The following is a 23,625-nucleotide window of genomic DNA, read 5'->3' as shown; positions in this document are numbered from 1 at the left end:
TCCGCTAGGTCTGCCGTTGATGTCCATGAGCTCACCAGCTCAGTTCGAGCCTGAGCGGCCCGCGGACGTTGATCGAGCGGCGGCTCGGCGCCGCCCGGCCCGCCACCGGGCTCAGCCCCGGCAGCCGCTCGGTGAGCACCCGCAGTGCCACCCGCGCCTGCGCCCGGGCCGGTGCCGCGCCCACGCAGGTGTGCACCCCGGCGCCGAACGCGAAGTGCCGGGCCGGCTTGCGGGTCACGTCGAAGCGCCCGGCGTCCGGGTAGCGCTCCTCGTCCCGGTTCGCGGACGCGAACACCACCAGGACGTCCGCCCCCGGCGGTATCTCCACGCCGCCGATCGTGGCGGCGCGGGTGGCCCGGCGGAACATGGTGGGGATCGGCGCCTCGAACCGCAGCACCTCCTCGACCGCCCCGGCGATCAGCTCCGGCCGGCGGCACAGCGACTCCCACTGCTCCGGGTGGCCGGCCAGCAGCTTCAGGGCGCTGCCGATCAGGTCCGCGGTGGTGACGTGCGCCGCGCCGAAGGTACTCGTGATCGTGGTGACCAGCTCGGCCTCCTGGTCCGCCGTCAGCGGCCCGTCGCCGTCCGCCAGCGCGGCCGTGACGTCACTGATCAGGTCGCCGTTCGGCGCCGCGCGACGCCGGTGCGCGTGGCGTGCGACGAGCCGCTGGAACGTGACGACGGCCCGGGCGGCGGTCACCTCGTCGGCCTCGGTCAGGTCGACGCCGCCGAGCCGGAACGACGCCTCGCTGCCGTCCCGCACGGTCGGCACGTCGTCCGGCGCGAACCCGAACATCGCGACCGCGGCCCGCAGCGGCAGCGGCTTCGCGAACCGTGTGATCAGATCGGCGCCCCCGGCGCCGGCGAACCCGTCCACGAGGGTCTCGGCCCACGTCCGTACGCCCGGCTCCAGGCCCCTGATCCGGCCGGGTGCGGTCAGATGCCTCGTGTACGGCAACCGCAACCGGCGGTGCACCTCACCGTCGGACGTGACGTGGTCCGGCCGCTGCGGGAACCCCTCGGCCAGCACGGCCGACGTCGCCGGGTGCAGCGGGCGGACGGGCCGCAGGCTGTTGACCGAGGAGAAACCGGCCCAGTCCTTGAGCACCGCCTCGACGTCGGCGAACCGGGTCACCAGCCAGGCGTCGACCCGCGGCGAGTAGAACACCGGCTCCCGGCGGCGCGCCTCGGCGTAGAACGGATATGGATCCTCGGCATGCGCACCGAGCGGGTCGTAGCTCTTCGCGAGATCACTGACCACCTGGTGGCTCCTCGAGTGGCTGCCGGTCCATCGAGAATGGACTATCACCGGTGCGCCGGGCAACAGTTGTGCCGATTCCGTCGCGGGCGGCAGACAACGGCCGAGCGCGACGGTAATTTACTTGCCTGCAACCACTCGCATTCGGGGGAGTCGATGAGCGATGGTAATGCCGAAACCGCCGTCGACGTGCCCGTGGCCCGCGCCATGAGCCCCGCGGGCAAGGAGTTCGGCGTCTTCCTCCCGATCGGCAACGGCGGCTGGATGATCTCCCGATCGGCGCCGCATCCCGAGGCGACCTACGCCTACAACCGCCGGGTCGCGCTCGACGCCGAGGTGATCGGACTCGACTTCATCATGTCGATGGCGAAATGGAAGGGCTTCGGCGGCAGCACCGACCACTGGGGCCGCACGCTGGAGTCGATGACGATGATGTCGGCGCTGGCCGAGGCGACCAGCACGGTCAAGATCTGGGCCACCGTGCACGCGAACGTCTTCCATCCCGCGCTCGCCGCCAAGATGTTCACCACGCTGCAGGACGTCTCGGGCGGCCGGGCCGGGATGAACATCGTCAACGGCTCCTACGCCGCCGAGTTCGCCCAGATGGGCCTCTGGGACCCGGCCCTGTCGCACGACGAGCGCTATCGGATGACGGAGGAATGGCTGGTCGCGGTCACCCGGCTGTGGACCGAGGACACGGTGACGATGACCGGGGACTTCTTCACCCTCCGGGCGTGCGAGTCACGCCCGCATCCGGCGGTCCGGCCGACCCTGATCAGCGCCGGCCGGTCCGAGAAGGGGCGCGAGTTCCAGGCCAGGTACGCCGACGGCGCGTTCCTGAGCGCCGACAACCTTCACCAGATGCGCGACTACTCCCGCTCGGTCCACGACCGGGCCGCCGATCTCGGGCGCACGGTGAGGACGTACTCGATGCTCACGGTCGTCCTGGACGAGACGGACGCGGCCGCGGCGGCCAAGGCGGCCCGCTACGCCGCGGGCCTCGACAGGGTGGCGCTGGCCGGCATGCGCGCGTCGTGGGGCATCCCGGCTGACACCGCCCGCGACTGGGCCGAGGGTGCCACCGGGGAGGAAGCGTTCCAGACGGCCTATGTGACCGGGGGCCCGGAGACGATCATCGAACACATCGCGCACATCATGACGGCCGCCGAGCTGGACGGCCTGATGCTGGTCTTCCCGGACTACCACGCCGACCTGGTGCCGTTCGGCGAGTCGGTCCTCCCCGCGCTCCGCCGAGGGCTCGCCTGACCGGCGGTTCCGAGCCATCCGGCGCGGCGGGGGAAGGCGGCCCCGGGTGGGGCCGCCTTCCGGTGCTCAGTTGCCGTTCTTGAAATCGACGGCCGGCGGGGAGGCCGGGTCGGCGATCGCGGTGTCGCGGATGGTGCGGAAGTTGGCGCGGTACTGGTCGTGGATGGCGTTGGACTCGATGCGGAGCATCGCCTCGTCGTTCTCGCGCAGCGCCGGGTACGTGTAGTTGTGGCTGCCGGTCAGCACCCACTTGCTGTCCTTCTGGTCGAGGTAGGTGCCCTCGATCAGCAGGTACTTGGAGTGCAGCACGTACGGGTGGGCGGTGCTGTCCGGGACCTGGTAGAGCGCGATCCGGGGGTGGTTGCGCAGCGCGGCCGGCACGTTGCCGCTGGCGCCGGTCTCGGTGTAGATGACGTCGATCCAGCACTTCTTGTCGGCCAGGTCGCGCAGCTTCTCGGCGACCTCGACGCGGCTGAAGTAGAACATGCCGACCCGGATGATGGTGCGGTGCTCGACCGAGGTGCCGACCGTGGTGTTGCCCTCGCAGGTCACGTTCTCGTTGAGCATGTTGTAGATCAGGTCGGTGCTGGTGCTGTCGCCGGCCCGCGGGAAGAAGTAGCTGCGCACGTTCCCGTTGAGCTCGGTGTGGTAGTAGTTGCTGTTCTTGCGCTTGTTGGCCAGGTCACCGTGGTACTTGACGTACGCGTTGTACAGCCCGGTGTTGCCGACCAGCGTGACCGCGTTGTTCCAGTACTTCGTGGAGTTCGACGGCGTGATGTTCGCCGAGGACTGGACGACCACGTTGCTGGAGCCGTTCGTGCTGGAGAACAGCCAGAACTTGTTGTGCATGATCGGCGTGCCCGCGGTGCCCACGCAGGCCGCGTTCTGCGTGCAGACCGAGACGTAGGAGGCCGCGGCGACGTTCGTGCCGAGCTTGTTCTTCAGTGACACGACCGCGTCGGTCAGCGACGCGTCGTAGTTCACCACGAACTTGATGTTGACGCCGCGGTCCTTGGCGGCGATCAGGTTGTTCGCAACGGTCTGCTCGTTGAAGTTGTAGATCGCCACGTGGATCGTGGATCCGGCCGCGGCGCCGTCTATCAGCCCACGTATGTGGTCCCGTACCCGGTACTGCTCGCCCGCGACGTGCGGGTTGTTGAACACCGCACCCTCCGTGACCGCCGCCGACGCCGGACCGGCGATGACCACCGCACCGGTCATGGCACCGACGATCGCGGCAGCGCCCGCCGCGATGAGACGAGTGAACGGCATGTGACTCCCCTCTGAACACAAACCGAAATGGATCTTCGGTTCGGCAGCATGACACATGCGAATCCTTCTCGCTATCCCTCGAGGACAAACGAGCCGCAAGCGGACCGGAGCCGCACGTGCGACCGGGACCTGCCGGTGGCCGTGTTCGCCGCGGACCGGACGCCGGTGCACCGGAACGAGATGTGGTCCGCGACCGCCGGCGACCCGGGCCGCTACCACTGGCCGTACGACAACCTGGCCGCTGCCTCGTTCCGGATCGGCGACCCCGCCGAGGAGATCGGCCGTGGCCGCTGCGCCTGTATCCGGACCGTCCGCACCGGACCGGCAGGCGGGCCGCCGGGTGCTGAAGACGCACGCGCCGCTGGACGGGCTGCCGCCGCGCGCCGACGTGACGTACCTGGTCGGTGCGCGGCATCCGCGTTCTTCCGGTCGGGCCGGTCCGGCGAGGGGGTGGCGCTGTGGGCGAGACGAATCCCGCCCACGTCCACCGCCGCGTCGCCGCCCTGGCCCCGCCGGACCTGGCGACCTGGTTGCCGCGCCCGGTTCCGGCCGCCGCGTCAGGTTCCGGCCGCGGGGAGTGCGACCCGCTGCACCGGGGACGTGTTGCCGGCCCGGTCGGTCGCGGTGAACTCCAGGATCTGCGGCGCGGCGTGCAGCGCCCGGGTGAACGGCTCCTGGTAGACGCCCCAGAACGTCTCGCCGGTCCGCCACCGGATCCGGTCCACCCCGGACACCTCGTCGTCCGCGTGCAGCGTCACCTCGACGTTGTGCGGGCCGAGCGCGCGCACCCGGGCCCGCACGGACGGCGGCGTGGTGTCGACCGCGACCTCGCGCGTCGCGTGCACCACGCGCCCGGCCGGGTCGGTCGCCTCCGCGCGCACCACGTGCCGTCCGTCCGGCAGCGGCCGCCCGGCGACCACGCCCCCGGTCAGCGCGACCGACGTGACCGCGCCGTGGGTGACCACGGAGACGGCCGGCGCGCCGGTGTACCACCCGGACGGTGCCCGCTCCCCCGCCACCTCGATCCGCACCGCCGGCATCGGCTCGCCCGCGCCGATCGCGGCGGACAGCGGCCAGGTGACCAGGTCACCGGTCACGGTCAGGTCGCCGGACGGCAGGATCTCGCTGCGCCGCGGCTCGGCGCCGGAGACGGTGCTGGCCGCCGCGGCCGCCAGCACCGTGATCACCTCGTCCCGGCCGAGCAGTCCGGCCGTCGCGGCCCGCCGCGCGTTCCGGTGCACCGACTCCAGGAACGACGTGTGCGTCGGGAACCCGCCGGACGCCCACAGCCCGGTCAGGAACGACCAGCCGTGCGCGTCGTGCCGGTCCGGCACCTCGGTCACCGCGCCCGGGAACGCGATCACCGGGTCCGCGACCCGCAGGTACATGTGGTAGCGACGATCCCCGCCGGACCAGGCCGGTTCGAACTCCAGCCCGAGCGCGGACACCAGGTCGCCGCCGAGTGCGCGGAACCCGATCGAGCAGTCCAGCTCACGGTGCGCGGCCGGGGCCACCTCCAGCGTGGTGGTCGCGTCGTCGCGGGCCAGCAGCACGGTCGGCCCCAACTCCACCGACACCAGCGCCGGGTCGTCCGGCGCGGGCACCAGCCGCAGCGGCATCGGGAACTCCACGGTCACCGTGTCGCCGCGGCGCACGTCCCGCCGGATCCGGAGGAAGCCGTCCTTCGCGGCGGTGAGCACGCCGTCGACCAGCGCCCGCCGCTCCGGCACCCACTCCGGCACCCGGAGGCGCAGGTCGACCGGGCCGTCCAGATCGAAGTCGAGGGCGACCAGGCCGTCCCGGGGGTACGCCGTGCGCAGCGCGACGGTGCCGCCGCGCTCCGCCCACCGCAGCCGCGACGGCACGTACTGCAGCACGTAGAGGCTCTCGTCGTCGCGGAACCAGACCGACTCCTGCGCCTTGACGTGGCTCTCCAGCCCGGTGCCGCCGCAGCAGGTGCCGGCGTTGCCGTACTCCCGGACCGCGCCCGCGTCGACCGGGTACATGTACAGCACCTCGGGGCTGACGTCCGAGTCCACGTCCGCGCGTGAGCCGGCGATGTGGTTCAGCGTGGCCCGCTCGGCGTAGTCCGCGTACCGCACGTCCCGGGTGTGCGTGAACAGCCCGCGCGCGATCTTCAGCAGGTTGTACGTCGCGCACGTCTCCGCGTTGCGCCGGCCGATGCCGCGCGCCACGTGCCCGGCCGGCCCCCACAGCTCGCCCTCGCCGGTGCCGCCGTGCGCGAACGTCCGGCCCGGCACCACCTGACCGAACAGCGCGACCACCGCGTCCAGGTAGCGACGGTCGCCGGTGACCTCGTACTGCGCGAGGTGGCCGACCAGCATCGGCAGGTGCTGGTTCGCGTGCATGCCGTCCAGCACGTCCCGGCCCGCGGCCGCCGCGTCCAGCAACGCGTCCATCTCGAACGCGGCCGCGGCCGCCAGGAACACCGGCTCGCCGGTGATCCGGTGCAGCGTGGTCAGGCTCTCGTTCATGCCGCCGAACTCGCCCGCGATGTACAGCGACCACATCCGCTGCCGCTGCTCCGGCGCGACCGCGAGGATCCGCCCCGCGACCCAGTGCCCCATCCCGGTGACCACGTCCAGCGCCGGGTCCGAGCCGGTCAGCGTGTACGCGTCCAGCAGCCCCGCCATGATCTTGTGGCAGGTGTAGTACGGCGCCCAGATCTCCCCGTACGGCGCGAGCTCCTCGAGCCGGGAGAACTGCCATTCGCCGTACGCCGCGAGGAATCCGGGGTGGCTGTAGCGCCCGGTGGCGGCGAGCGCGGCCTGCACCTCGGCCAGCCCCGCGACCACCTCGTGCGCCCGGTCGCGGAACACCGGGTCGCCGGTGGACGCGTGGGCCAGTGACAGCATGGACAGGAAGTGCCCGGCGTAGTGCCCGCGCAGCAGGCTCGCGGTCGGGGCCGCGCCCGCGCCCGGGTAGTCGGACTCCGACCACGGCTTCTCGTCCGGGTGGCCGAAGTCCTCCCAGGTTCCGGGCGGCAGCGCGCCGCGGGTGTCGAGCCCGGCGTTCGCCCGGAACACGGCGAGCACCCGGTCGACCGGGAAGACGCGGGCCAGGTGCAGCATGCGGTCCCGGGTACGGGAGTGGACGCCGTCGAGCAGGTCCACATCGGAGAGAGGGGGGAACACCGGTGTCCTATCGGGTGTGGGCGGCGGCCCAGCGCTCCAGGCCGGCCGCGTCGATGGGCAGGTCACCGGAGAGCACGTCGTGGCCGGTCTCCGTGACGAGCAGGTCGTCCTCGATCCGCACGCCGATGCCGCGCAGTTCCGGCGGCAGCGTCTCGTCGTGCGCGTGGAAGTACAGGCCGGGCTCGACCGTGAGCACCATGCCCGGCGCGAGGGCGGCGCCGAGGTACTGCTCGTACTCGGAGGACGCGCAGTCGTGCACGTCCAGCCCGAGGTGGTGGCCGACGCCGCAGACGATGTAGCGCCGGTGCTGCTGCCCCTCGGGTGCCAGCGCCTCGTCCACCGAGACCGGCAGCAGTCCCCAGTCGTGCAGGCCGCGCGCCAGCACCTCCATCGAGGCGAAGTGGAAGTCGGAGTACGTCCGGCCCGGCCGCACCGCCGCGAGTCCCGCGCGATGGGACGCCTCGACCAGGTCGTGGACCGCGCGCTGGGCCGGCGTGAAGGACCCGCCCACCGGGATGGTCCGGGTGACGTCCGCGGTGTAGAGCGAGCGCGCCTCCACGCCCATGTCCAGCAGCAGCGTCTCGCCCGGCAGCACCGGCCCGTCGCAGCGCACCCAGTGCAGGATCGGCGCGTGCTCGCCGGAGCCGACGATCGTGCTGTAGCCGGGGCCGTTGCCGAACGTGCGCGCGTGCCGGTCGAACGTGCCCTGCAGCCAGCGCTCGCCGAGGTTGCCGGAGACCGCGCGCGGCACCTCGGCCGCGACCGCGGCGAAGCCGGTGACGGTGTGGCCGACCGCCTCCCGCAGCTGCGCGATCTCCCACTCGTCCTTGATCATGCGCAGGTCGGAGAGCGCGCGGTCCAGGTCCTTCGACCCGCCCGCGTGCAGCGCCCCCGCGGGCGGCTCGTACGAGGAGACCGGCGACACCGGCAGGCCGAGCGCGGCCGACCAGGCGTCCAGCCCGGCGGACGGGCCCACCCACAGCTCGCCGTGGGCCGCGCTGGCGTAGAAGTCGCGCTCGCCGGGCCGGGCCGGCGGCGGCAGGTGGAGCACCGCGTCGTGGCCACCCGGACGTGGGTGCATCACCAGCACGCCGCCCTCGGCCTGGCAGGACGTGGCCCAGACGAAGTCGCTGCCGGCCCGGAACGGGTGGTCCGCGTCGCCGTTGCGCCGCGCGGCCCGGCCGGCCGCGATCACCAGCGTCCGCCCGGGCAGCGCCGCGCTGAGCCGGTCCCGGTGTGCGGCGGCCGCCCGGGCCGCCGCGTCGTCGACCGGTGCCGGGACCGCGCGCGCGGCCCAGCCGGTGCCGATCCCGGCCAGGAAGCCGGTGCTGACGTCGGCGAGTCTCGGCGGGCGGGTACCCGTGAAGGGCGCCTGGGTCATCTCAGTTCTCCTCCTCGGTCGCGGACCATCTCCCGCAGGCGGGTGAACGTGTGGCCGCTGCCGATGCCGTCGTGCTCGAACTCGTTGGTGACCCACGCGGTCGCGTTGCCGAGCCGCGCGAGCGTCCGCCGCTGCAAGCCCTCGTCCACGAAGAGGTCGTCGTGGTAGACCACGGCGGCGAGCGGCACCGGGTTGGCCGCGAGCCGGTCCGGGTCGTAGAGCGGCGTCCACGTCTCCACGGCGGCCAGTTGCTCCATCGCGGCCGCGAACGGGCGCAGCGCGCGGACCTCCTCGAACAGCCACGGGAACGCCATCTCGGAGGTGAACAGCAGCGGCCGGCGGTCCTCGGCGAACTCGGGCCGGCGGTCCCGTTCGCGCTGCGCGGACCAGCGGAACGGCCCGTTCGTACCGTCGCCGTAGATCGTCTCCTGCAGTGTCCAGAACAGCGGGTTCGTCGCGTTGGACGTCCGGACCAGCACGTTCTCCAGGAAACCGTTCGTCAGCCGGCCGTCGCGGGTGAACGCCTCCGAGACCAGCCAGTGCAGGCGCAGGTGGCCGCGGCCGAAGCCGAGGTCGCCACCGAGCGTCTGGAAGCGCCGCACGGACAGCGGCGAGCCGTCCGGCAGCACGGTCCCGCCGTCGGCCAGCAGGTCCGCGATCGCGGTGACGGCCGCCACGTCCTGCGGATAGCGGCGGTAGAGGTCCGCGGTCTTCGCGGCGGCCCGGTCGAACGTGCGGCGGTAGACCTCGTCCGGGTCGGCCGGGATGCCGGGGATGCCGCCGCAGACGTAGCAGGCGGTCAGCGCCTCGGGCGCGGTGGAGAGGTAGGTCAGCGTGATCCAGCCGCCGAAGCTCTGCGCGAGCGTGGCCCAGCGCCGGCCGGCGTACCGGGTGCGGCGCACGTGCTCCAGGTCCCGCACGATCGAGTCGGCCCGGAACCTCAGCAGGTAGGCGCCCGGGTCGGCGACCGACGAGATGACCTGGCCGTCGATCGGTGAGCTGCGGCCGGTGCCGCGCTGGTCGACCAGCACCACCCGGTAGTGCGGCAGCGCCTCGGCCAGCCACCCGTCGACGCCGGTGAACCGCGGGTTCGCGCCGCCGGGCCCGCCCTGCAGGTAGGTGAGCAGCGGCAGGTCGTCGTGCCGCCGCTCCGGGTCGGCGAACTCGCGCACGAACAGCTCGATCGTCCCGGCGTCCGGGGCGTCCCAGTCCAGCGGCACGTCGACGGTGAACTCCCGGACCCAGGCACCGGGCATCGGATATTCGATCATGAAGCGGCCTCTTCCGTGGCGGCGCGGGCCGCCGCGTTCCTCCGCCGCGCGGCCTCCCACTCAGGATTTATCCTCGGGACGGCCGCGAGCAGGCGCTTCGTGTACTCGTGGCGAGGTTCACCGAACACGGTGTCCCGGTCGCCGGTCTCGACTACGGTGCCGTTCGTCATCACCGCCACCCGGGTCGCGATCTGCCGGACCACGGCCAGGTCGTGCGCGATGAACAGGCAGCCGAAGCCCTCCTCGCGCTGCAGGTCCCGGAGCAGGTTGATGATCTGCGCCTGGACGGACACGTCGAGCGCGGAGACCGCCTCGTCGCAGACCAGCACGCGCGGGCCGGCCGCGAGCGCGCGGGCGATCCCGATCCGCTGCGCCTGCCCGCCGGAGAACTGCGACGGGTAACGGCCGGCGTGCGCCGGGTCGAGGCCGACGCGCTCCAGCAGCCGCTCGGCGAAGGCCCGCGTACCGCCGGGGATCTCGCGTCTCTGGTAGCGCAGCGGCGCGGTGACGATCCGCTCCACCGTGTGCCGCGGGTTGAGTGACGAGAACGGGTCCTGGAAGACCATCTGGATCTGCCGGCGTACGTCACGGAGCGCGTCGCCGTGCAGCGCGGTGACGTCCGTGCCGTCCAGGTGCACGGTGCCGGACGTGACGTCGATCAGCCGGGCGGCCAGGCGCGCGGTCGTGGACTTCCCCGACCCGGACTCGCCGACCAGCGCCAGCGTCTCCCCCGCGTGCAGCTCGAAGGACACCCGGTTGACCGCGGTGAACCGCTTCGCGGGCGTGAGGAGCCCCTGGGTGCCCGCGACCGGGAACTCCTTGACCAGATCGGTGGCGGTGAGCAGAGCTGTCATGGCGCGCGTAGCTCCCCGATCTCGTCGTCGATGCGCGGGACCGCGTCCAGCAGCGCCCGCGTGTACGTGTGCCGCGGGTCGGAGAAGATCTGCTCCGCGGTGCCGGACTCGACCACCTCGCCGCGGCGCATCACCAGCAGGTGGTCCGCGACCTCGCTGACCACGGCCAGGTCGTGGGTGATCAGGATCAGCGCGGCACCGGTGTCCCGCCGGACCTCCGCGAGCAGGTCCAGGATCTGCGCCTGCACGGTCACGTCCAGCGCGGTGGTCGGTTCGTCCGCGATGATCAGTTCGGGTTCGGTGCTGAGCGCCATCGCGATCATCACGCGCTGCCGCATGCCGCCGGAGAACTGGTGCGGGTAGTCGTCGACGCGCCGCCCGGCCTCCCGGATGTGCACGCGTTCCATCGCCTCGATCGCGACCGCGCGCGCGGCCCGGCGGCTGACGCCGGAACGGTGCGCGCGGTAGGCCTCGGCGATCTGCGTGCCGACCGGGTAGTACGGGTTCAGCGACGACAGCGGGTCCTGGAAGATCATGGCGATCCGGTCGCCACGGAACGCCCGCATGCGGCGCTCCGGCAGCTCGGTCAGGTCGGTGCCGTCGAAGACGATGCTGCCGGTCCGGGTCGCGCCGGCCGGCAGCAGCCCCATGATCGCCAGGCTGGTCATCGACTTGCCGGACCCGGACTCGCCCACGATGCCGAGCGCACCGCCGCGCGGAAGGTCGAAGGCCAGATCCTTCACCACGGGTACGTCGTGATTGATCGCCGCGAACGAGACACTCAGTCCTCGTACCGTCAGAAGGCTCATGCGCCCGCTCCCATCCGGACCCGGGGGTCGATCGCGGAGTAGAGCAGGTCGACGATCATGTTGCCGACCACCACGAAGAACGCGGCGAGCAGCGTCACCGCCATGATCACCGGTTGGTCGTTCTTGGTGATCGAGTCCGCCGCCAGCTTCCCGACACCGTTGATGCCGAACACCGTCTCCGTGATCAGCGCGCCGCCGAGCAGCCCGGCGAAGTCCATCCCGGCGATCGTGACCACCGGCGTCAGCGCCGGCCGCAGCGCGTGCCGCCGCCACACCAGCGCCGGCTGCAGCCCCTTCGCCCGCGCGGTGCGGACGAAGTTCTCGCCCAGCGTATCGATGACGTTCGCCCTGGTCAGCCGGGAGTACGAGGACGCGTAGCCGATCGCGAGCACGGTCCACGGCAGGATGAAGTTGGCGAACCACCGGCCCGGGTCGTCCGCGAACGGCACGGCCTGCGGGAACGGCAGCCACCGCAGCTGGACCACGAGGACGTACTGCAGGCCCAGCGCCAGCACGTAGTTCGGGACCGACATGCCGCCGAGCGTCAGCGCCGCGATGAACCGGTCGGCGAACCGGCCCTCGCGGACCGCGCTGACCAGGCCACCGATCACGCCGGCGGTCAGCCAGAGCACGGCCGCGCCGATCGCGACGACCGCGGTGACCGGCAACCGCTGCACGATCATGTCGGTGACGATCTGCGACGTCTGGAACGAGTAGCCGAGGCACGGCGCCGGGCACTCGATGACCGAGGTGCCGCCGCCGTACGTCCGGCCGGCGAACAGCCCGCCGAGGAACCCGAGGAACTGCGTGAGGAACGGCGCGTCCAGGCCCAGGTTCTGCCGGATCTGGTCGATCCGCTCCGGCGTGCAGTTCTTGCCGCAGATCTGCACGGCCGGGTCCGGCGACAGCGCGAAGAAGATGACGTAGGTGAAGAACGCGACGAGGAACAGGACGAGCAGCATCCCGCCGACGCGGTGCACGGCGTACCGGGTCATCGCAGGCCTCCCGGGTCCACCGCCGCGCGGACCCGATCACCGAGGACCATGAACGCGAGGACGAGCAGGGCCAGGAACGTGCCCGGCACGAGGAAGTAGGTGGGGACGACCGCGTACCAGCTGACCGAACTGGCGATCATCTGCCCCCAGGACGGGGCCGGCGGGACCAGGCCCACGCCGAGGAACGACAGCCCGGCCTCGGTGCCGATGTAGCCGGGCACCGCCATGGTCACCACGACCAGGATGGTGGAGCGCAGGTTCGGCAGGATCTCCACGAAGACGATCTGCGTGCGGGACGCGCCGGACGCGCGCGCCGCCTCGACGAACTCACGCTCCTTCAGCGACATGGTCTGCGCGCGGATCAGCCGGGCCAGGTACGGCCAGCCGAACACGGAGATCACCAGGACCAGCAGGTACTGGCGGTTGTCCGCGGGCATCGCGGACAGCACCGCGATCATGAAGATCAGCGCGGGGAACGCCATCAGGAACTCCATCACCCGCGAGATCAGCATGTCGGTGCGACCGCCGAAGTAGCCGGCCAGCAGCCCGAACGTCACGCCGAGCACGGTGGTCAGCGCGGTCGCGGCCAGCGCGATCAGCAGCGACGAACGCGCGCCGTAGACGATCCGGGCGAAGATGTCCCGCCCGCTGCCCGGCTCCACGCCGAGCCAGTGCTCGCCGGAGATCCCGCCCGCGCCGCCCAGCGGGATGCCGCCGAGGTTCGGGTCGATCGCGCTCTGGTCGAACTCGTACGGTCCCCAGCCGCTGATCCGGACGACGAGCGGTGCGCACACCGCCATCAGCACTACCAGGCCGATGTAGGCCAGGCAGGCCACCGCCGCGGGATCGCGCAGGATCATGCGGGCGGGATGTCTGCGGGGGTCTGCCGGGGTCACGGCGGCGCCCTGGTCGAGGGACGCCGCCGAGACCTGCAACCCGGTGGGTGCGATGGTCACCGTCAGCCCCTCGACGGGTCCTCGAGGCCCAGGATCGCGTAGTCGATGTCGCCCTGCGGTGCGACGATGCCGGCCACGTTCTCACCCGGGAGGAAGATCCGGTTCTCCACATTGAGCGGCACGATCGGCGCCAGCTCCATGATCTTCTTGTCCAGTTCGCCCCACGCGGCGTTCGCGGCGGCCAGGTCGGTCAGCGCGCGGATCCGGTCGATCTCCGCGTTCACCGCCGCGTCGTTGATCTGCGCGAGGTTCTGGTTGCCCTTCTCCGTGACCACCCGGCCGTCGAACAGCGGCGGCAGGAACGTGGACGCGCTGGACGACCAGTCCGGGCACCAGCCGGTGATCGCGGCGTCGTGCTGCTGGGACGGCGTACCGATGGTCTCGTAGTAGGTGGAGACGTCGATGACGTTCAGCTTGACGTCGATCTTGACGCGCTGGAGTGCCTGCTGGATCGCCTCGGCCTGCCGCTGCGCGACCGGGTTCGACCGGACGTCCAGCGTCAGCGTGAAGCCGTTGCCCTGCCCGGCCTCGGTGAGCAGCCGCTGCGCCTCGGCGACGTCACCGGTGTGGTCCGGGCTCGGGTAGCGGTCGTGGTCGGCGTGCCCGGCCACGCTGGTCGGGATGATCGTGGTGGCCACGGTGGCGAACTGGGTGCCGCCGGTCGCGTTCAGCACCGAGCTCTTGTCCACCGCGTAGTTGATCGCCTGCCGCACCCGCACGTCGCCCAGCGGGCCCTTGGTGGTGTTCAGCGACATGTAGGTGGTGCACGTCGACGGCGCCTTGATCACCCGCTCCTGGTAGCGCGGGTCCTGCAGCCGCGCGATCGTGGCGGTCTGCACGGTGCCGGCGATCGCGTTGATGTCCGCGCCCTGCCCGGCGATCAGGCGCTCGTCGATCGTCGCGCCCTCGACGCCGATGGTGAATTTCCAGGCGTCCGGCAGCGCGGTGCGTACGGTGTCGGTGGCCGCGTCCCAGTTCGGGTTGCGCTTCAGCTCGATCGTGCTGCCCGGCGTGAACGTCGCCAGGTCGTACGGCCCGGACGCGACGATGTCGTTGATGAACGCGGACCCGCCGCCGGTGCCCACCGGGAACGGCACCGCGCTCGGCATCGACAGCACCGCGTCGAACTCCGGGAACGGCGCCTTGAGCGTGAAGACGATGGTCCGGTCGTCCGGCGTCCGGATCGTGCTCAGGTCACCGGACCGGTACGGCCCCTGGTAGCCCTCCGGCGCCGCCAGGAACTGCTTCAGGTAGGGCGCGCCGATGCCGATCTCCGGGTCCCAGCCGCGGGAGATGCCGAACTTGACATCCTTGGACGTGATCGGCGCGCCGGTGTCGAACCGGACGCCGGCCTTCAGCTTGTACGTCCAGGTCAGTCCGTCCTCGGAGACCTGGCCCAGCGACTCGGCGAGATCCGGGACCATCGCGTTCGGGTCGGCCGCGTTCGCCGGCGCCTTGGTGATCAGCGTGCGGTAGACGAGCCGGTAGAACGCGTTGACGCCGCCGTCGAAGCCGCGTGCCGGGTCCAGGTAGGAGAAGTCGGCGTTCTGCAGGACCTGCACCGTGCCGCCCTTCCGGGGCGTGCCGTCGCCGCCGCCGCCGTTCGGCGTGCCACCGCCACCGGTACAGCCCTGTGCCGCGAGCGCGGTGGCGAGGAGTCCGGCTATGACCACCGGGGTGCGTGTTCTCATCTGGGGTCCTGCCTTCCGGGTACGCGCGGGCCGCACACGATCACCCGTGTCATCGGGGAGGCGGCCCCTGCGCTGGTCGATCGAACGACTCCGCGAGGGGGAAAGCTGAGTGGTGCGGGCCTTTCGAGGCCCGGTCACGCCGGGTGACCCCGGTCGCTTAGGGAGGACAGTAGTATGTCACACAGCGCAGGTGAAGAGATGGCGAGCAACTATTTACCGGCCGGGAACACAGCAGAGGCGCCACCCCGCCCGGGGTGACGCCTCGACCACGAACCGTGCGTGAATCAGTCCTCGGCGCGGCCGTTCCACCAGCCGAGCACGTGGCCGATGTGCGCCCTGAGCAGCGTCTCCGCGCCCCGGCCGTCGCGCGCCTCGAGCAGGTCGACCAGGCTGTGGTGCTCGGCCGCGGACCGGGCCAGCTCGGCCGTGCCGACCATGTCGGCCAGCCCCACCATGCGCGTCTGCTGCCGCAGGTCCTTGACGATCTCGATCAGCCGGCGGTTGCCGTGCAGCTCCAGCAGCCGCAGGTGAAATGCCATGTCCGCGGCGAGGTAGCCGGCCAGGTCGGGCGCCGCGGCCGCGTCCACGATCGCCTGCGCCTTGACCCGCAGCTCGGCCGCGGCCGCCGGCTGCAGCGTGCGCGCGACGTCCCGCATCGGCGGGCCCTCCAGGTCCTGCCGGATCCGGACGATCTCCCACAGGTCCTGCTCGCTGACGTCGGTGATCCGGAAACCCTTGTTCCGCACCGCGTCGACGAAGCCACGTTTCTGCAGGTTGAGCATCGCCTCGCGGACCGGCGTGGCGGAGACGCCGAACCGGGCGGCCAGCGTGGGCGCGGTGACCAGCGTGCCGGGGGCCAGCTCGCCGGAGACGATCGCGGCCGCGACCGCGTCCTCCACGGTGCCGCGCAGGCTCGCCCCGACGGCCACCGGGCCGATGACCGATGCACTCACCTGACCACCTCCATGTCTGGAGACAATACAATGTCACATCGTGCCGGCCGGGTGTCCCGGCCGGCACGACTAGACCAGGACTATCGCAGCTCCGGCGGCAGCACCGACGCGGGGGCACCCTGGTAGGTGACCGGCCGCTGCCACCGGCCGATCGCGGCCAGCCCCACCGACGTGCTGGTCGGCGCCGTGGTGGACGGCCAGGGACCGCCGTGGTGCTGCGCGCCGGAGACGGTCACGCCGGTCGGCCACGCGTTGTAGACGATCCGCCCGGCCCGGTCCTCCAGCGCGCCCACCACGTGCCGGGCCACCGGGTCGTCGTCCGTGCTGTGCGCCTGGATCGTGCCGGTGAGCTGCCCGGGGACCAGCCGCAGCACCGCGTCCAGCTCGTCCTGCGAGGCGTAGCCGACGACCAGGCCGGCCGGGCCGAACATCTCGACGTCGAGCGCGCGCGGGTCCGCCATCACCTCGGGGGCCGAGACGGCCAGCACGGTCGTCCGTACCCCCTGGTCGTTGGGTTCGCTCTCGGCCACCCGGTGCACCGCGGGCAGCGCGGCGACCTCGGCGACCCGGGCCGCGAGGTTCTTCTCCATCGACTCGGAGAGCATGCGGCCGGGCACCGGCGGCCGCACCGCGGCGACGAACGCGTCCGCGTCCGGCACCAGGATCACGCCCGGATTCGTGCAGAACTGGCCGGCGCCGAGCGTCAGCGAACCGACCCACTCCCCCGCGATCGCGGCGCCGCGCTCGGCCCAGCCGGCCGGCGTGACCACGACCGGGTTGACGCTGCCCAGCTCGCCGTAGAACGGGATCGGGTCCGGGCGCGACGCCGCGATGTCGAACAGCGCCCGCCCGCCGGCCGTCGACCCGGTGAACCCGGCCGCCCGGATCCGCGGGTCGCGCAGCGCGGTGATCGACTCCTCGACGCCCTCCAGCAGCCCGAACGCGCCGTCCGGCGCGCCCGCGGCGCGCAGCGCGTCGACCACCACCTCGGCGGTACGGCGGGACAGGCGCGGATGCCCGGGATGCGCCTTGAGCACCACCGGGCAGCCGGCGGCCAGCGCGGAGACGGTGTCGCCGCCGAACACACTGAACGCGAACGGGAAGTTGCTGGCCGCGAAGACCAGCACCGGCCCGATCGGCACCACCGTGCGGCGCAGCTCCGGACGCGGCCCCATGCCCCAGCCGGGATCCTCCGGGTCGACCCGGACCGGCGTCAGTTCACCACCGCGCAGGCCCTCGGCGAACAACCGGGCCTGGAACGTGGTCCGGCCCAGCTCGCCGGTCAGCCGCGCCTCGGGCAGGTGCGTCTCCTCACCGGCGAGCGCGACCAGCTCGTCCCGGGCCTTGTCGAGCGCGTCCGCGACCGCGTCCAGCCAGTCCGCCCGGGTGGCGGCGCTCGCCCTGCGCATCGCGGGCCGGGCCGCGTCGGCGGCCGCGAGCAGCGGTTCCACGTCAGTCACGTGAGAGTCCCCTCGTCAGAATTCGAAGCCGTGCGGGTACGGGTCGGTCGGGTCCAGCACGTACTGGCCGAAGCCGGTGATCCAGGCCCGCCCGGTGATCGTCGGCAGCACCGCTCTCCTGCCGTCGACGTCGGTTTCCCCGATCAGTCTGCCGGTGAACCGGCTGCCGATGAACGACTCGTTGACGAAGTCGCGGTGCAGCGGCAGCTCGCCGCGCGCGTGCAGCTCCGCCATCCGGGCGGAGGTGCCGGTGCCGCACGGCGACCGGTCGAACCACCCCGGGTGGATCGCCATCGCGTGCCGGGACAGCGTGGCGTCCGAGCCGGGCGCGATGAACTCGACGTGGTGGCAGTGGTCGACGCCGTCGATGGTCGGGTGCGACGGCGGCGCCTGCGTGTTGATCGCCTCCATGATCGCCAGGCCGGCGGTCAGGATCTCCTGCTTGTACGCCCGGTCGAACGGCAGCCGGAGCTGCTCCAGATCGACCATGGCGTAGAAGTTGCCGCCGAACGCGAGACTGTAGGTGATCTCCCTGCCGAGCGCGGGCACGGTGATCGTCTCGTCCAGCCGGTCGCAGTAGGACGGCACGTTCTCCAGCGTCACGTGCCGCGCCCGGCCGTCCGCCACCGCGACGTTCGCGATCACCAGGCCGGCCGGGGTGTCCAGCCGGATCGTGGTGACCGGCTCGACCACCTCGACCATGCCGGTCTCGACCAGCACGGTGGCCACGCCGATCGTGCCGTGCCCGCACATCGGCAGGCAGCCGGAGACCTCGATGTAGAGCACGCCGAAGTCCGCGTCCGGCCGGGTCGGCGGCTGCAGGATCGCGCCGCTCATCGCGGAGTGCCCGCGCGGCTCGTTCACCAGCAGCTTGCGGATGTGGTCGAGGTGCGCGACGAAGTGCAGCCGGCGCTCGTTCATGGTCGCGCCCGGGATCACGCCCATCCCGCCGGTGACGACCCGGGTGGGCATGCCCTCGGTGTGCGAGTCGACCGCGGAGAACATCCGCTTCGCGCGCATCAGCGTGCCCGGTACTCTTCGAGGCCCTTGATCGCACGGTCCATGTCCGCGCGCACCTGGGCGTCGTGCCGCGGCGTGAGCGCGCCGCGTGGCGGGCGGCACGGGCCGCCGTACCGGCCGACCATCTCCATGCTCAGCTTGATCGCCTGCACGAACTCGGTGCGCGAGTCCCAGCGGAACACCGCGACCAGCTGCTTGTAGAGCTCGCGCGCCTCGGCGACCCGGCCCTCGATCATCAGGTCGTAGATCTCCACGGACTCGGCCGGGAACGCGTTCGGGAAGCCGGCGAACCAGCCGACCGCGCCGTCCACCATCAGCTCGAACAGCACGTCGTCCGCGCCGGCGACCACGTCGATGTCGCACAGTTCCCGGATCTCGAAGAGCCGGCGGACGTCACCGCTGAACTCCTTGATCGCGGTGACGTTCGGCAGCTGCGCGATCTCCGCGACCAGGCTCGGCACCAGGTCCACCTTGGTGTCGATCGGGTTGTTGTAGATCATGATCGGCAGGCCGACCTCGTCGATCTTGCTGAAGTGCTCGACCACCTGCGCGTCACTGGCCCGGTACATGGTCGGCGGCAGCGCCAGCACGCCGTCCGCGCCGTCCTCCGCCGCCAGCTCCGCCCAGTGCCTCGCCTGGTGCCAGCCCGGCCCGTGCACGCCGGCGACCACGACGCCGCGTCCCGCCACGGCCTCCACCGCGACCTGCACCACCCGGCGCCGCTCCGCGTCGGTGAGCGCGGAGTACTCGCCCAGCGACCCGTTCGGCCCGACGCCCCGGCAACCGTTGCTGATCAGCCAGTCACAGTGCTCCGCGAAGCGGTCGTAGTCCACCTCCAGCCCGGCCGGCGCGGACGCGTTCTCCTTGAACGGCAACGCGGTCGCGACGATGACGCCGCGCAGATCGGTCGGTGCGGAACTCATGAACGGTCCTCCTGTGGTCCCATACGGACATTCCCGGCAACGCTGCCGTCTCGGTCGGTTTCGATGCGCGTGTCCCGCGCGGCGACGGCCCCGTCGCCGCCGGCGGTGGGTGCCACCGGTTCCGCTCCGGCCACCGCGGCAGACCCCGCCGACGCGGCCGGCGCCGGCACGGCGCTTGCCGTCGGCACGGCGCTTGCCGTCGGCACGGCGCTTGCCGTCGGCACGGCGCTTGCCGTCGGCACGGCGCTTGCCGTCGGCACGGCGCTTGCCGTCGGCACGGCGCTTGCCGTCGGCACGGCGCTTGCCGCGCGCGGGTTCGTGGTGGTGGCGAGTTCGTCCCGCACCGTTCCGGCAACTCCGGCAGGCTCCGCTGCCGCCGCCGGGACGGCCGGCGTCGCCACCTCCGGCACGGCGGCCGGCGTGGGCGGGTTCGTGGTGGTGGCGAGTTCGCCCCGCGCCGTTCCGGCAACCCCGGCAGGCTCCGCTGCCGCCGCCGGGGCGACCGACGGCGGCACGGCGGCCGCCGTGGGCGAGTTCGTGGTGGCGGCGGGTTCCCCCCGCGCCGTTCCGGCAACCCGGACGACAACCCCCGCTGCCGCCACCGGGGCGGCCGACGACGGCACCGCGGCCGACGACGGCACCGCGGCCGACGACGGCACCGCGGCCGACGACGGCACCGCGGCCGACGACGGCACCGCGGCCGACGACGGCACCGCGGCCGACGACGGCACCGCGGCCGACGACGGCACCGCGGTCGACGACGGCACCGCGGTCGACGACGGCACGGCGGTCGACGTGGGTGGGTTCGTGGTGGCGGCGAGTTCGGCGAGGCGGATCGGGACGGCGATCGGGCGCTGCGCGGTCCGGCCGGTGTCGAGCAGGCCGGGGCCGGCGGCGGCGAGGATGTCCTCGACCGCGCGGCCGCAGGTGCGGCCCTGGCAGATGCCGAGACCGGCGCGGGTGGTGAGCTTGAGTGAGCGCAGGCCGCGCGCCTCGGTCAGGCGGGCGGCGCGGCGCAGGTCACCGGCGGTGACGTCCTCGCAGCGGCAGACCGTGGTGGTGTCGTCCAGCCAGGCCTGCCAGCCGGGGCCGATCCGGTGCGCGGCGGCCAGCCGGCCGGCGAACTCGCGGAACACCCGGCGCGCCCGGACCGCCCGGCCGGCCGGGTGGCCGCCCGCGGCGACGGCACCGGCGATCTCGCCCTCGGCGAGCGCCAGGTCGACGCCGCCGATGCCGGTCAGCTCGCCCGCGGTGAACACGCCCGGCACGGACGTGCGCTGGCCGTCGTCGACGGTCACCGCTCCGTCCGGGCCGGTGGCGCAGCCCGCCGCCACCGCGAGTTCGGTGCGCGGCACGAAACCGTGGCTGACGCAGACCGCGTCGACCTCGACGCGGCGTGCGGTGCCGGACCGCGGCGACCAGTCCGGGCCGAGGCCGGCGACGGTGACGGCCTCGACCCGGCCGGTGCCGTGCGCGGCGGTCACGGCCGCGCCGGTCCGGTAGGGAATCCGCTTCGCGGCCAGGTCCCGCACGTACCCGCCCAGCTCCGCGGCCTTCGCGCTCGCGGCGATCAGCCGCCAGGGCCGCGCGCCCCAGCCCGTGGCCAGCTGCCGCCATCCGGCGGCCTCGACCACACCCACGACCTCCGCACCGGTACGGAGCAGGCTCGTCACCACCGGCAGCAGGAACGGTCCGGCGCCGGCGACCAGGACCCGGCGGCCGACCGCGACGCGTTCCCCCTTGGCGAGCGCCTGCGCGGCACCGGCGGTGAACACGCCCGGCAGGTCCCAGCCGGGGAACGGCAGCGTGCGTTCCTGCGCGCCGGTCGCGAGGATCAGCGTCGCCGGGTCGAACGTGCGCGGCGGGCGCCCGTTCCCGTCCGGCGGGCCGACCACGACGTGGATCAGCGGTGGCGCGCCGTCCCGCCGGTCGGCCGACCAGACGTGCCCGTTGAGCACGATCTCGCAGCCGTCGTCCGCCAGCAGCGCCGCCCGCATCCGCAGGAACCGCCGCCAGCCGTGATGCAGCAGTTCCTCGCGCGCACCCGCACGCTCGGCCGGCAGGTGCCGCCAGTACTGCCCACCGAGGTCGTCACCGGCCTCGACCAGCACCACGCGCACCCCGTGCCGCCGCGCGGCCAGCGCCGCGGCCATCCCGGCCGGCCCGCCGCCGACCACCAGCACCGGCACGCCCTCCATCACCGGCCGCCTTCCGCACCCGGCTGATCGCGGTGGTGCCGTGGCACCACCGCGTCGCCGCCGGGCCGTGACGCGGCCGGGCGGCCGGGCGGCCGGTCACCGTCACCCGGCCGCGCCGCCGCCGGATGTCCGGGGTCGCCGCCGTCCTGCGGCGCGGATGGGTGAGTGCCCCGTGGCCCGGCGTCGTCCTGGCGGGTGTTCACGTCGCCGTCGGCGCGGCCCCGGCCGGCGCGGACAGTGTCCGGTGGCCCGGCGTCGTCCTGGCGGGTGTTCACGTCGCCGTCGGCGCGGCCCCGGCCGGCGCGGACAGTGTCCGGTGGCCCGGCGTCGTCCTGGCGGGTGATCACGTCGCCGTCGGCGGCGCGGCGCTGGCAGGCGCGGACGTCGCGGAGGCCGTTGACGACGACCAGGCAGTCGAAGCAGACGCCGATGCCGCAGAAGACGCCGCGCGGGCGGCCACCGCGCGGGCTGGTCCGCCAGGAGACGCGGCCGGACGCCAGCAGCACGCCGGCGATCGTCTGGCCGGCGCGGCCGGCGACGGGCTCGCCGTCCACGGTCAGTTCGATCGCGCCGCCGTCCGCGGGTGCGACCGGATCGTGCGCGGGTGCCACGCGGTATGGACCGGTCATGCGGCGGATCCTTCCAGGTACGGCATCAGGCTCGGGCGGTCCGGGCGGAACTCGGCGGCGAGATCGTCACCGGCACCACCCGGGCCGGCGAGGCCCATCGCGCCACCGAGGCGTGCCGGGCTACCGAGGCCTGCCGCGCCACCGAGGCCCATCGCGCCATCGAGGCCTGCCGGGCCACCGGCGCCTACCGGGCCACCGGGTCCGTCGCGGTCGACCGGGCCACCCGAACCGTCGCGGTCGACCGGGCCACCGGGACCACCGGCGACGACCGGACCGGCGGAACCACCGGCCGAACCGGACGAACCGGAGGACCCGGGGAAGCCGGGGACGGCGACGCCGAGCATCGCGTCGTGGAGCAGGTCGGCGGTGGCGAGGCTGAGGCCGATGCCGGCGCCCTCATGGCCGGTGGCGTGCCACAGTCCGGGGCGGCGCGGGTCCGCACCGATCACCGGGAGGTGGTCCGGGACGAACGGGCGGAAGCCACCGTACGCGCGGATCACCGGCACGTCCGCCAGGAACGGGAACAGCAGCATCGCCTTCGCGGCGAGCGCGGCCAGCACGCGGGCCTCGATGCGGTCGTCGAACCCGCGGCGCTCGCGGGAGGAGCCGATCAGCACGGTCCCGGCCGCGGTGGACTCGACCACGCTGGAGACCATCAGGTCGGCCGCGCCGGAGCCGACCGCGCCGACGTAGTCCGCGTCGTAGACCTTGTGGAACACGCGCTGCCGCATCCGCGACGTGACCAGCACGGTGCCGCGGCGCGGGCGGACCGGCAGCGGCACGCCGAAGCGCGCGGCGACCTCGCCGGACCACGGCCCGGCCGCGATCACCACGGCGTCCGCGGGCAGCGTGCCGCCCGCGGTCCGTACGCCGGTGACGGCCGGTCCGGACAGGACCGGGCCGAGGACCTCGACCCCCTGGATGATCCGGGCGCCGTGCCGGCGGGCGGCCGCGAGCAGCGCCTCGGTCGCGATCACGGGCTGGACCTGGGCGTCCTGCGGATAGTGCACCGCGGCGGTCAGCGCGCGGGTGAGGTCCGGCTCCAGTTCGTGTGCGCGATCGCCGTCGAGCACCTCGGCGATCACGCCGGCGGCGCGCTGGGTCGCGGCGAACTCGAGCAGCGCGGTCGCGCCGGCCTCGGTGGTCGCGGCGACCAGGCCGCCCTTCGCCTCGAACTCCAGGTCCGGGAAGCCGGCTGGCAGTTCGTCGCGCAGCTCGGCGCGCACCCGCGCCCACGCGGCCAGCGAGCGCTGGGTGAGGCGCAGTTCCGCGCCGGGACCCTTGTCGGACACCAGGATGTTGCCCTCGCCGCCGGACGACGTGCCGCCGGCGCTCGGGCCGCGGTCGACCACGACCACGTCGGCGCCGGAGCGGGCGAGCACGCGCGCGGTCGCGGCGCCGACGATGCCGGCTCCGACGATGACGACCTTCTGACGCTGGGACACGCCAGTAATATGTCACATGCTGCCGCTCGGCAGAACAGGTTCGGCGGAGAGAAGTTCGAAGCGCCAGCACCTTGACACCACGAGGATAC

The 23,625-nt window shown here is 73.1% G+C and carries 18 protein-coding genes; 1 reads left to right on the top strand and 17 read right to left on the bottom strand.

Annotated features, from left to right (window positions below):
• Positions 1–31: 31 nt before the first annotated feature.
• On the bottom strand, positions 32–1,261 hold the full coding sequence (locus J2S44_RS31335; RefSeq protein ID WP_310421217.1) for a cytochrome P450: 1,230 nt from the start codon (positions 1,259–1,261) through the stop codon (positions 32–34).
• A gap of 153 nt (positions 1,262–1,414) precedes the next feature.
• Here J2S44_RS31335 and J2S44_RS31330 point away from each other — a divergent pair, with 153 nt between their 5' ends.
• The gene (locus J2S44_RS31330; RefSeq protein WP_310421215.1) at positions 1,415–2,524 is read left to right on the top strand and encodes an LLM class flavin-dependent oxidoreductase; all 1,110 of its coding nucleotides are present in this window, start codon (positions 1,415–1,417) and stop codon (positions 2,522–2,524) included.
• Between the two features lie 66 nt (positions 2,525–2,590).
• On the opposite strand, the gene J2S44_RS31325 is transcribed toward J2S44_RS31330, so the two are convergent.
• From J2S44_RS31325 to J2S44_RS31250, 16 genes are all read right to left on the bottom strand, one after another.
• Positions 2,591–3,796 carry a phospholipase D-like domain-containing protein gene (locus tag J2S44_RS31325; protein WP_310421213.1) on the bottom strand — a complete coding sequence of 402 codons (1,206 nt, stop codon included), beginning with the start codon at positions 3,794–3,796 and terminating at the stop codon, positions 2,591–2,593.
• Between the two features lie 557 nt (positions 3,797–4,353).
• Positions 4,354–6,951 (bottom strand): beta-L-arabinofuranosidase domain-containing protein, encoded by a 2,598-nt coding sequence (locus J2S44_RS31320; protein ID WP_310421212.1) that lies wholly within the window; start codon positions 6,949–6,951, stop codon positions 4,354–4,356.
• Positions 6,952–6,958: 7 nt separating this feature from the next.
• Entirely contained in the window at positions 6,959–8,332 is a 1,374-nt protein-coding gene (locus J2S44_RS31315) for an aminopeptidase P family protein (protein ID WP_310421210.1), read from the bottom strand.
• On the bottom strand, positions 8,329–9,603 hold the full coding sequence (locus J2S44_RS31310; RefSeq protein WP_310421208.1) for an alpha/beta fold hydrolase: 1,275 nt from the start codon (positions 9,601–9,603) through the stop codon (positions 8,329–8,331). Before J2S44_RS31310 ends, J2S44_RS31315 begins: the two co-directional genes overlap by 4 nt.
• Positions 9,600–10,457: an ATP-binding cassette domain-containing protein gene (locus J2S44_RS31305; RefSeq protein ID WP_310421206.1), complete on the bottom strand. Its 858-nt coding sequence runs from the start codon at positions 10,455–10,457 to the stop codon at positions 9,600–9,602. The genes J2S44_RS31310 and J2S44_RS31305 overlap by 4 nt, the downstream gene beginning before the upstream one ends.
• Positions 10,454–11,266: an ABC transporter ATP-binding protein gene (locus J2S44_RS31300; RefSeq protein ID WP_310421204.1), complete on the bottom strand. Its 813-nt coding sequence runs from the start codon at positions 11,264–11,266 to the stop codon at positions 10,454–10,456. The genes J2S44_RS31305 and J2S44_RS31300 overlap by 4 nt, the downstream gene beginning before the upstream one ends.
• A complete protein-coding gene (locus J2S44_RS31295) occupies positions 11,263–12,261 on the bottom strand; it encodes an ABC transporter permease (RefSeq protein ID WP_310421202.1) in 999 nt (332 codons plus the stop codon). Before J2S44_RS31295 ends, J2S44_RS31300 begins: the two co-directional genes overlap by 4 nt.
• On the bottom strand, positions 12,258–13,217 hold the full coding sequence (locus tag J2S44_RS31290; protein ID WP_310421200.1) for an ABC transporter permease: 960 nt from the start codon (positions 13,215–13,217) through the stop codon (positions 12,258–12,260). The genes J2S44_RS31295 and J2S44_RS31290 overlap by 4 nt, the downstream gene beginning before the upstream one ends.
• A gap of 2 nt (positions 13,218–13,219) precedes the next feature.
• Entirely contained in the window at positions 13,220–14,908 is a 1,689-nt protein-coding gene (locus tag J2S44_RS31285; RefSeq protein WP_310421198.1) for an ABC transporter substrate-binding protein, read from the bottom strand.
• A 284-nt stretch (positions 14,909–15,192) separates the two neighbouring features.
• Positions 15,193–15,861 (bottom strand): GntR family transcriptional regulator, encoded by a 669-nt coding sequence (locus J2S44_RS31280; protein ID WP_310421196.1) that lies wholly within the window; start codon positions 15,859–15,861, stop codon positions 15,193–15,195.
• An 80-nt stretch (positions 15,862–15,941) separates the two neighbouring features.
• On the bottom strand, positions 15,942–17,321 hold the full coding sequence (locus tag J2S44_RS31275) for an aldehyde dehydrogenase (NADP(+)) (protein ID WP_310421194.1): 1,380 nt from the start codon (positions 17,319–17,321) through the stop codon (positions 15,942–15,944).
• 15 nt (positions 17,322–17,336) lie between these two features.
• Entirely contained in the window at positions 17,337–18,341 is a 1,005-nt protein-coding gene (locus J2S44_RS31270) for a proline racemase family protein (protein WP_310421192.1), read from the bottom strand.
• On the bottom strand, positions 18,341–19,264 hold the full coding sequence (locus tag J2S44_RS31265; protein WP_310421190.1) for a dihydrodipicolinate synthase family protein: 924 nt from the start codon (positions 19,262–19,264) through the stop codon (positions 18,341–18,343). Before J2S44_RS31265 ends, J2S44_RS31270 begins: the two co-directional genes overlap by 1 nt.
• Entirely contained in the window at positions 19,261–21,462 is a 2,202-nt protein-coding gene (locus J2S44_RS31260) for an FAD-dependent oxidoreductase (protein WP_310421187.1), read from the bottom strand. The genes J2S44_RS31265 and J2S44_RS31260 overlap by 4 nt, the downstream gene beginning before the upstream one ends.
• Positions 21,462–22,091 carry a (2Fe-2S)-binding protein gene (locus J2S44_RS31255; protein WP_310421185.1) on the bottom strand — a complete coding sequence of 210 codons (630 nt, stop codon included), beginning with the start codon at positions 22,089–22,091 and terminating at the stop codon, positions 21,462–21,464. Before J2S44_RS31255 ends, J2S44_RS31260 begins: the two co-directional genes overlap by 1 nt.
• Entirely contained in the window at positions 22,088–23,536 is a 1,449-nt protein-coding gene (locus tag J2S44_RS31250) for an NAD(P)/FAD-dependent oxidoreductase (protein WP_310421183.1), read from the bottom strand. Before J2S44_RS31250 ends, J2S44_RS31255 begins: the two co-directional genes overlap by 4 nt.
• Positions 23,537–23,625: the final 89 nt, after the last annotated feature.

The organism is Catenuloplanes niger, from assembly GCF_031458255.1.
GTDB classification, from domain to species: Bacteria; Actinomycetota; Actinomycetes; order Mycobacteriales; family Micromonosporaceae; genus Catenuloplanes; species Catenuloplanes niger.
This window is presented reverse-complemented; position numbering and strand designations above follow the sequence as displayed.